The organism is Arthrobacter sp. TB 23, from assembly GCF_000294595.1.
In the GTDB taxonomy this organism is placed as follows: Bacteria; Actinomycetota; Actinomycetes; order Actinomycetales; family Micrococcaceae; genus Arthrobacter_D.
This window is the reverse complement of the sequence record NZ_ALPM01000011.1, coordinates 1-8603: the sequence shown is the minus strand read 5'-3', so window position 1 is coordinate 8603 and position 8603 is coordinate 1. Positions and strand designations below refer to the sequence as shown.

Sequence of the window (8603 nt, the reverse complement as noted above, 5' to 3'; positions counted from 1 at the left end):
CGGGGTGGCACCGGTCTGGTCTGCTGCTGCGGCGTGATCAGAGCCCACGGGCAATTCGAAATCCAGTTCCTCGTCAGTGAGGGTGGTCCGGATATGTCGTAGTTCACCCAGCAGGGCGTTCCCGTCGATCGGTCGGTCCTCAGGGTCCACAGCCGTGCACCACTGCACCAGCTCGTCAATGTCCGACGCGAGACCCGGGACTAAGCTCGACGGCGCCGGGACGGTCGAGTTGGCATGTTGGAGCGCTACCCGGATCGGGACATCCCCGGTATATGGTTGCTTCCCCGTCAGCAGCTCAAAGAGGACAATACCCGCAGAATAAATGTCGCTCCGGGCGTCAGCGCCCCCGCCGGTGACCAATTCAGGGGACAGATAGGCCACCGTCCCGATCAGGGTGCCGGTGTTGGTGGTGGTGGAAACGGCCCGCGCCAGGCCAAAGTCAGCGATTTTGATCCGGCCGTTGCTCGCTAGAAGAACATTTTCCGGTTTGACGTCCCGGTGGACCAACCCGACGTCGTGTGCGGCGCCAAGCCCTTCCACCACAGGGTCCATCATGGCCAGAGCCAGCCGTGGGGTGAGCCTGCCCTTTTCCCGCAGCAGGTCCCTGAGGGTTTTCCCCGGCACATATTCCATCACCAGGTAGGCCAGCGAGCGGTCAGGGGAATCTTCGACGCCCTGGTCCAGGACACCGACCACGTGCGGGTGGGACAGGCGTGCGGCGGACTTTGCCTCGCGTTCAAAGCGATCGAGGAAACTCGAGTCTTCAGCGAGATGGGGATAGAGGATTTTGAGGGCCACATCGCGATCGAGCCGCTGGTCGGTGGCCCGGTAGACGGTCGACATGCCGCCTCTGGCAAGGCGCGACAAAACGAGATATCGCCCGTCTACTACTGAGCCAACCAGTGGGTCATTCTGCCGTCCCTGCACCCTTCGATCCTAAGTGCACACATGGAACGGGGTGGAACCGACACCCGATTCCACCCCGATTCACGGCCGTCCGATGGCGTTGCTACCGGAAGTTCGCCTGGTGGGCATTGATGGCGGCAACATAGTTCTTCGTGTCGCTGAACATCCCGTGGGTAGTCACCGAGTACTGGCCCTGGTAGTAGGAAGCGATGGCTTCCTCAAGGCTGGCGCTGGTGCGAATCAGCGACTTCAGGATCGCTACGCCGGCGGTCGCGTTGTCGTAGGGGTCCAGCAGGTTCAGTTTGCGTCCCACAAGGTCGGAGGCCCATTCACCGGACATCGGGATGACCTGCATGGCACCAATGGCGTTGGCAGGCGAAACCGCACGCTGGTTGAAGCCCGACTCCTGGAAGGACACGGCCAGGGCGAGGCTCGGGTCGACGCCCATGGAACGTGCAGTGTCAGCAACGATGGTCTTCATGGCTTCGTTGCCGGGGACCGGCAGGGAGTTGAGCAGGTGCTTGTTGCGGTTTGCTTCGGATACCACGTGCTGCGGGTAGGTGTAGTGCAGGAAGGTGGACGGGACCAGATCTGCTGGCGTATCGGTCTCGGCAGCCGGTGCTGCTTCCGCCGTCGGCGCCGATTTGCCTGGGATGGTCAGCTTGGCGCCGGGGTGGATTATGGTGGTGGCGCTGAGGGCATTGGCTGAGAGCAGATCGCGAAGACTGACGTTGTGCTTGGCAGCGATGGCGCCCAGGGTGTCACCACCCTTGATCGTGTACTTGCCGCCGTTGGCGGCAGGTTTGGCGGACTGCGGCGCTGCAGGCGCGATTTCGGTTGATGCAACCGAAACCTCAGCGGAACCGCCCAGCTTGATCTTCTGGCCCGGGTGAATGATCGATGACATCGACAGGGAATTGGCATCCAGCACGGTGCCCAGGCTGACACCGTGGTTGGCAGCGATGGCACTCAGCGTGTCACCGGCCTTCACCGTGTAGGAAGAGCCGGAGGACGGCTTCGTGTCGTTTGCCGGCTTGGCAGCGGGCGTGCTGGAGGATGCGCCAGTGAGCTTGATCTTCTGACCCGGGTAGATGATCGAGCTTGCACCCAGACCATTGGCTTTGAGGACGGCACCGGTTTCCAGGCCGAGCTTCAGTGCGATCCCGCTGATGGTATCGCCGGCCTGCACGGTGTAGGTCTTCGGGGCGCTCTGGGCCGGAGCCAGGAAGGTCGGGATGCGGGTCGCAATAGTGCTCGCCGGGATGGTGAGGCCCGCAGGAGCGGTCACGGCAGGGGCGAGGCGGGGAACCTGCTGTGAGCTCACAGTCACGGGTGCGGCAGCGGCTGGCTGCGCGAGTGCGACGGCGGAGAGCAGTACAGCGGGGATGGCGGCAGTGGATACCGCCACATTGAAACGGTTGGGAATGCGGGTACCTGGGGCCTGGGCCCGGGTTTTAAACAGCGGCGATGATGAGCGCTGGGCAGTCATGGTCAAAATCCTCATCTATGGTCAACGGTACGGGCCGCGCCGATGGCCGAATGGAGACCCGACGGGCATGCCCGTCGGGGACCTCTTTCAAAAACATCTGATGGTGCGCGAGAGTCTGATGTTGTTAGTGTTACTGGTGTGACTCATGAGAATCTACACTAAATGTCACCTAGCACAATAGTTCCGTTCAAACCCGTTACTTGATCGCCGGCGTGTCGGATCAAGAAGTGGAGGGATGCCCTCACATCTGGCACCCTTAGGGGGTGAATGAACTCGAAGAACTCGTGCCCGCCTGGCTGAACCTTCCGGAGGTGGCACTTGAGTTGGATGTGCCCATCACCAAGGTCCACGGCCTGCTCGATGAGAAATCGCTAATCGCGCTCCGCAGCACCGAACGAAACGTCAGGAGCGTCCCCGCGGAGTTCATCTTCGAGGGTGCAGTAGTTGACAGTCTCAAGGGGACGATCATCGTCCTCGCTGATTCCGGGTTCAGCGACGAGGATATTGTCAGGTGGTTGTTCACCCCCGACGAGTCACTGCCCGGACGACCTATCGACGCGCTGCGCGAAGGCCGCAAAACCGAAATTCGCCGACGGGCCCAGGCCGCCGCCTGGTAAGCCAGGACTCGTCATCGCCCGGGTTTACCGCCTAAGCTGACCGGCTCACCGCAGCGGTTGCCAACCCGGCAAGGGCCGACCGGCACACCGCATCCAGTTCCAGGCGTTTTAGCGCCTGGGCTGCCGATTCTGAATGTTCGGCAATCAGCGACTCGACCGCGACCAGCGCTCCCGAAGAGGCAATGACGTCGCGCAGTCGTGACACCCCATCGTCGTCGAGATCCGCCTGGCCCAGGGTGCTGTTGATCAGTTCCTGGTCCCGCGGACTCCCGTTCTGAAGCGCCTTGGCGATGAGTAGGGTCCGTTTCCCCTCCCTCAGATCGTCCCCAGCGGGTTTCCCCGTGACAGTTGGGTCGCCGAACACTCCCAGGACGTCGTCCCGAAGCTGGAACGCTTCACCCAGCGGAAGTGAGAAGGCCGAGTAGCCAGCCAACTGTGCTGCGCCGGCACCACCCAGGGCGCCGCCAAGGCCAAGCGGGTGCTCGATCGAATACTTGGCAGATTTATACCTGACAATCCGCAGTGCCCGCGCGGCGGCGTCGTCCGGCGTCCGGTCCGGCCCCACCGCTTCTTCCAGTAGGTCCAGGTACTGGCCAGCCATCACCTCGGTGCGCATCCGGTTGAAGATTGACCGGGCCGCAGTGCCCGACGCCGCACCAGGGCCGATATCCGAGAACTGTTCTTCGCTGAAGGAGAGGCACATATCGCCGGTCAGCACAGCTGCAGATACTCCAAACCGGTCCGAACTTAAATGCCAGCGGTTTCGCTCGTGGAGCGTTCCGAACTGCCGGTGCACGCTGGGGGAGCCGCGTCGGGTATCGGAGCGGTCAATTACATCGTCGTGAATTAGCGCGGCCGCCTGGAAGAGTTCAAGCGCGACGCCGGCCAAAACCGGTTCGCGTGCATCCGAGGATCCTCCGGCCCCTCGAAATCCCCAATAGCAGAGTGAGGCGCGTAGCCTCTTGCCACCCGAAGTCAGTCGGCCAATAGCAGCAGTCAGCTCCAGCGCATCATCGGCAATATCCCCGAGGATTGCCTGTTGGCGCGTGAGGAAGAGGCCAAGGCCTCTCGTCACCTCGGCGCGGTACGTGGACTGCTCGTCAGCGATTAGCTGAGCGACTGAGGCGTCCTCGACGAAGGGGGTCCGGTCGGTCATTGGCTCTCCTCAGTGTGCGGATAGGTTTCCGCGTGGGGGTGCGCCGGGCATTCCGCCGGCCGGTTGGTCTGTGGGTTATTCCATCCTACTGACTGGCTACGATTGGACTGTGACAGCCGGGCCCAGGACTAACCTCCCAGATGCAGAGTGCACCATCCTTCATGTGGACATGGACGCCTTCTATGTGGCTGTCGAATTACTGGATCGTCCGGACCTCGTGGGCACACCGGTGATTGTCGGTTCGCCCAGCGGCCGGTCGGTGGTCCTGTCAGCATCTTATGAGGCGCGGCGGTTCGGAGTCCGCTCGGCTATGCCGATGTCGGCCGCCATGCGGTTATGTCCGCAGGGGGTGGTGCTTGAACCCCATCATGAGAAGTATTCGGCAGTCTCACATGGTGTGATGTCGATCTTTGGAACCATCACTCCCTTGGTGGAACAGCTCAGCGTCGACGAAGCCTTCCTGGACATTGCGGGGTCGATGCGTCGGCTCGGTGGGCCGCGCGAAATTGGTGAGCTGATTCGAACAACGATTCGCCGGGAGCTTGGAATTACGGCGAGTGTGGGGGCTGCGACCACCAAATTTGTTGCCAAGATTGCTTCGACCCGTTCGAAGCCCAACGGTCTGCTGGTTATCCCGGGGGAGGAGACTGTGGCGTACCTGCACACCCTTCCCGTGTCAGCGCTCTGGGGTGTTGGCGCCAAAACGCAGGAAGTACTGGCGCGGCTGGGGATCCGCTCCGTGGAGGACCTCGCGCACACCCCACTATCTTCCCTGCGCAAGCTGTTAGGTGTTTCCGGGCAGCACGTCCATGATCTCGCCTGGGGTCGGGATCCGCGCACCGTGACGGTGACCCGCCAGGAGAAGACCATCGGTGCCGAAGAGACATTTGCTGCCGACGTCAGCGACGATCCCACCTTGCATACCGAAATGCTTCGGTTGTCTCATCGGACGGCGGCGAGGCTTCGATCAGCCCATCTTCAGTGCGGCGGAGTCGCAATCAAACTGCGCTACGCGGATTTCTCGACGCTGACGCGGACCAAAAGGCTAAGCGAACCTACTGACAGCGCGAATGCCATCTATGCGGCAGCGATATCGCTGCTGGCAGCACTGGGGGAGCGTCCCATGAGCGTCCGGCTGGTGGGAGTGCGGGCGGACCAGCTGGAGCCATCGTCGGGACTGGGGCATCAGCTCACCATCGACCGACGGGACGAGAACTGGCGGCTCGCCGAGTCGGCTCTCGATGAGGTCAATCGGAAGTTTGGTAAGTCGGCTATCCAGCCAGCCCAGCTGTTTCGAAAACCGACCGATACGGCTCCCTGAACGCCTCCCTGAAGGACGCTGGCAGCCCTGATTTCCACCCGACAGGGCTGCGACTTTCCCTTGTGGGCATTGCGCTCTATCCTTAGAGCACAGGCCAACATCAACAAGCTACGCCGGTCAATTTGGAACACTCTCAGCGACGATGCCGTCGTAGGGAACTGGATTGATCAGGTACTCGTTAGTTGAGGTGAGGGACCAGGATTAATTATCAGTATGGAGGCAGTGATGGCACTCTCGGAACACGAACAGAGGCTGCTTGATCAGCTGGAGCAGCAGCTTCACGACGACGACCCAAAGTTTGCCAGCTCGATGGCGTCGAGCCCCCAGCGGACGATTTCAACGCGCAGGATCGTCATCGGCGCGTTGATGACGGTCGCAGGCATTTTGATTCTGCTGCTGGGCGTAGCGAACCAGATTATTCTGGTGGGCGTCGCAGGATTCCTGGTCATGGGAGCTGGAGTGTATTACGCCACCAGCCGGGGCAAGGGCTCCGAATCAGCGCCAATGCCTCAGGGAATTAAAACGGCGCCCGTCAATCGTAGTGGAGGCTTTCTGAGCACCCTCGAAGAGAAGTGGGACGAGCGCAAGCGCGAACAGCCCTAACGTTGCCAATCGGTCGGCCGCCAGCGCCCTCCACTTTCATCCACTTGGCGTAAATCCCAATCATTTGCTTGGCCGATAGACCCGCATAGTCGGGTCTATCGGCGTTTAACGGGCGTTTTTCTCGCCCTGAGGCCGGATCGTCAGGACCGGGTGTGCTGTGGCGGCTCAAATCCCTCCACTTCCCACCACCGCGCTCCAGTCCCGCCGATACAGGGAACTGCCAGGAAATTCATCGCGTCGGAACCCCTAAATGGATTGACGGGGGAGGGATGTGGAGTAAAGTGGTGGTTATAAGAGCGTAGTGGTGCCGCGAGGTGCTTTCCGGATTGGATGGGCGGTGGCAGATGTTCCTCGGAACCCATCTGCCACGTCTCGATGAAAAGGGCAGGTTGATCCTTCCAGCGAAGTTCCGGGAGGAACTATCCAACGGATTGGTGCTGACCCGGGGGCAAGAACGGTGCATCTACGTTTTTAGTCAGCGCGAGTTTGAACAGCTTCACGAACAGATGCGGACAGCACCGCTGTCGTCACGGCAATCCCGTGATTACAGCAGGGTGTTTTTGTCAGGGGCCTCAGATGAGGTCCCCGACAAGCAGGGACGAATCACCATTCCTCAGGCGCTTCGGACCTATGCGGGACTGGACCGGGAACTTGCAGTGATTGGCGCGGGCAGCCGTGCTGAGATCTGGGACGCCACGGCCTGGAACAACTATCTGGCGGAGCAGGAGAACACGTTCTCCGAAACCGACGAGGACGCTCTCCCGGGTCTCTTCTAGTACCGCACATCACCACGCAGTACCGCACGAAATGCAGGACGGCTTCTTGGACGAGATCTCCAGCCGCCCGGCGTACGTTCCACCTGGCTCACCTTCCCCGGAGCCAGGCGGGCACCGCGCCTGGTCGGATGGGGATCTGGCTCAAGAAACGTGTTGTACAGACAACCAAGCAGGCAACACTGAGGAAGGAGCGAATGGATGAGCGACGATCGCCCTACCGGTGAACGGCACGTACCGGTACTGCGTGAACGCTGCATCTCGCTCCTCGAACCAGCCCTCCTCGCCGCGGTAGCTGCCGGCCGTACGCCGGTGGTCGTCGATGCCACGCTGGGCATGGGCGGGCACTCCGAATCCCTGCTGGCACGGTTTCCGCAGGCACACCTGGTCGGGATTGACCGCGATCTGCAGGCACTTGCCCTGGCCGGCGAACGGCTCGCAACCTTCTCGGGGCGAACCGATCTGGTCCACGCGGTGTATGACGAGCTTCCCGAGGTCCTCGAGGATCTGGGCATCGACGCTGTTGACGGTGTGCTCTTCGACCTGGGAGTGTCCTCCCTCCAACTGGACGAACGTGACCGGGGATTCGCCTACTCCTATGACGCGCCACTGGACATGCGGATGGATACCAGCGTTGGGCAGACCGCAGCAGACGTCGTCAACGTGTACTCCGAGACGGACCTGCTCCGCATTATTCGTGCCTGGGGTGAGGAGAAGTTCGCTGGCCGGATCTCATCGGCCATTGTCGCCGCCCGCCGTGACACCCCCTTCACCTCGACAGGCCAACTGGTCGACGTCATCCGCGCCGTGGTCCCCGCAGGGGCGGCACGGACCGGGGGACACCCGGCCAAACGGACCTTCCAGGCGCTCCGGATCGAAGTCAACGAGGAGCTGACCGTGCTCGAACGGGCAATTCCCGCCGCCGTCGACTCACTGATTCTCGGCGGGCGGGCGGTGGCCATGTCCTACCACTCGCTCGAGGACAAGATCGTCAAGGCTGCCTTCACCGCCGGTACCCGCTCCTCAGCCCCAGTCGGATTTCCGGTGGAACTCGAGGAGCACAAGCCCTACCTCAAGTCGCTGACCAAGGGCACCGAAGCCCCGACCGAGCAGGAAATTGAAGAAAACCCGCGGGCGGCATCGGCAAAGCTGCGCGCAGTAGAACGAATCAAGAACACTCGAAGCACCAAAGACAGGAATGCATCATGAGCCAGCAACTCGCTGAATCCTACGCGCCGCTGGCTACCCCCGAAACGGGAAGCGGATCCTCCCAGCAGGTCCGGACGCCGCTCTCGCTGGTGCCAGCCGGACCGGCCCGGCGTCGGATCCCCTTCGCGGTGTTCAGCATGATCGCCCTGGTCGGCGCTCTGGTGACGGTTCTGATGCTCAATATCTCGGTCTCCAGTAGCCAATATGAACTTGTGGAACTGCGTAACCAGCAGATCGCCCTGAATCAGGAGAACCAGGCGCTCACCCAACAAATGGAAGACCTCAATGCGCCACAGAACCTCGCTGCGGAAGCCCGGGAACTCGGCATGGTCGCCTCCCCTGGATTCGGCTCCATTGATGTAGATTCGATGAAAATTGCAGGTAGTCCCGAGGCTGCGAAGGAGGGCGGCGAGCCATTGGCGCTCATCGCCGCCCCCGAGGTGTCCACGGCTGGCGTCGCGGTTGCTGTCGAGGCCCCTCCAAGGGAGGAAGCTGCAGCGTCTGCAGCCGACGCACCAGCCGCTGCAAC

9 protein-coding genes are annotated in these 8603 nt (G+C 61.8%); 6 read left to right on the top strand and 3 right to left on the bottom strand.

Features of this window, described 5'->3' with window-relative positions; all coding sequences use genetic code 11:
• Window positions 1-927: protein kinase domain-containing protein (locus B384_RS0101385; protein WP_024476056.1), on the bottom strand; the 927-nt coding region annotated here is incomplete at its 3' end.
• Between the two features lie 82 nt (window positions 928-1009).
• Entirely contained in the window at window positions 1010-2395 is a 1386-nt protein-coding gene (locus tag B384_RS0101380; RefSeq protein WP_019481352.1) for a lytic transglycosylase domain-containing protein, read from the bottom strand.
• Window positions 2396-2658: 263 nt separating this feature from the next.
• Between B384_RS0101380 and B384_RS0101370 the strand changes: the two genes are divergently transcribed.
• Window positions 2659-3012, top strand: a complete 354-nt coding sequence (locus B384_RS0101370) for an Rv2175c family DNA-binding protein (protein ID WP_019481350.1) — start codon at window positions 2659-2661, stop codon at window positions 3010-3012.
• Window positions 3013-3043: 31 nt separating this feature from the next.
• On the opposite strand, the gene B384_RS0101365 is transcribed toward B384_RS0101370, so the two are convergent.
• Window positions 3044-4168, bottom strand: a complete 1125-nt coding sequence (locus B384_RS0101365; RefSeq protein ID WP_019481349.1) for a polyprenyl synthetase family protein — start codon at window positions 4166-4168, stop codon at window positions 3044-3046.
• A 163-nt stretch (window positions 4169-4331) separates the two neighbouring features.
• Between B384_RS0101365 and dinB the strand changes: the two genes are divergently transcribed.
• From dinB to B384_RS17325, 5 genes are all read left to right on the top strand, one after another.
• Window positions 4332-5489 carry a DNA polymerase IV gene (gene dinB / locus B384_RS0101360; RefSeq protein WP_019481348.1) on the top strand — a complete coding sequence of 386 codons (1158 nt, stop codon included), beginning with the start codon at window positions 4332-4334 and terminating at the stop codon, window positions 5487-5489.
• A gap of 225 nt (window positions 5490-5714) precedes the next feature.
• Entirely contained in the window at window positions 5715-6092 is a 378-nt protein-coding gene (locus B384_RS0101355; protein ID WP_026040879.1) for a DUF3040 domain-containing protein, read from the top strand.
• Window positions 6093-6436: 344 nt separating this feature from the next.
• Window positions 6437-6868: a division/cell wall cluster transcriptional repressor MraZ gene (gene mraZ, locus B384_RS0101350; protein ID WP_019481346.1), complete on the top strand. Its 432-nt coding sequence runs from the start codon at window positions 6437-6439 to the stop codon at window positions 6866-6868.
• Window positions 6869-7066: 198 nt separating this feature from the next.
• Window positions 7067-8074, top strand: a complete 1008-nt coding sequence (gene rsmH, locus B384_RS0101345; RefSeq protein WP_019481345.1) for a 16S rRNA (cytosine(1402)-N(4))-methyltransferase RsmH — start codon at window positions 7067-7069, stop codon at window positions 8072-8074.
• On the top strand, window positions 8071-8603 hold a 533-nt coding region (locus tag B384_RS17325), incomplete at its 3' end, for a hypothetical protein (protein ID WP_019481344.1). The genes rsmH and B384_RS17325, both read left to right, overlap by 4 nt.

Coding starts and splice junctions, on each gene's coding strand:
- B384_RS0101380 (WP_019481352.1), bottom strand. CDS start 2,395: ATGACTGCCCAGCGCTCATCATCGCCGCTGTTTAAAACCCGGGCCCAG.
- B384_RS0101365 (WP_019481349.1), bottom strand. CDS start 4,168: ATGACCGACCGGACCCCCTTCGTCGAGGACGCCTCAGTCGCTCAGCTA.
- B384_RS0101355 (WP_026040879.1), top strand. CDS start 5,715: ATGGCACTCTCGGAACACGAACAGAGGCTGCTTGATCAGCTGGAGCAG.
- mraZ (WP_019481346.1), top strand. CDS start 6,437: ATGTTCCTCGGAACCCATCTGCCACGTCTCGATGAAAAGGGCAGGTTG.
- rsmH (WP_019481345.1), top strand. CDS start 7,067: ATGAGCGACGATCGCCCTACCGGTGAACGGCACGTACCGGTACTGCGT.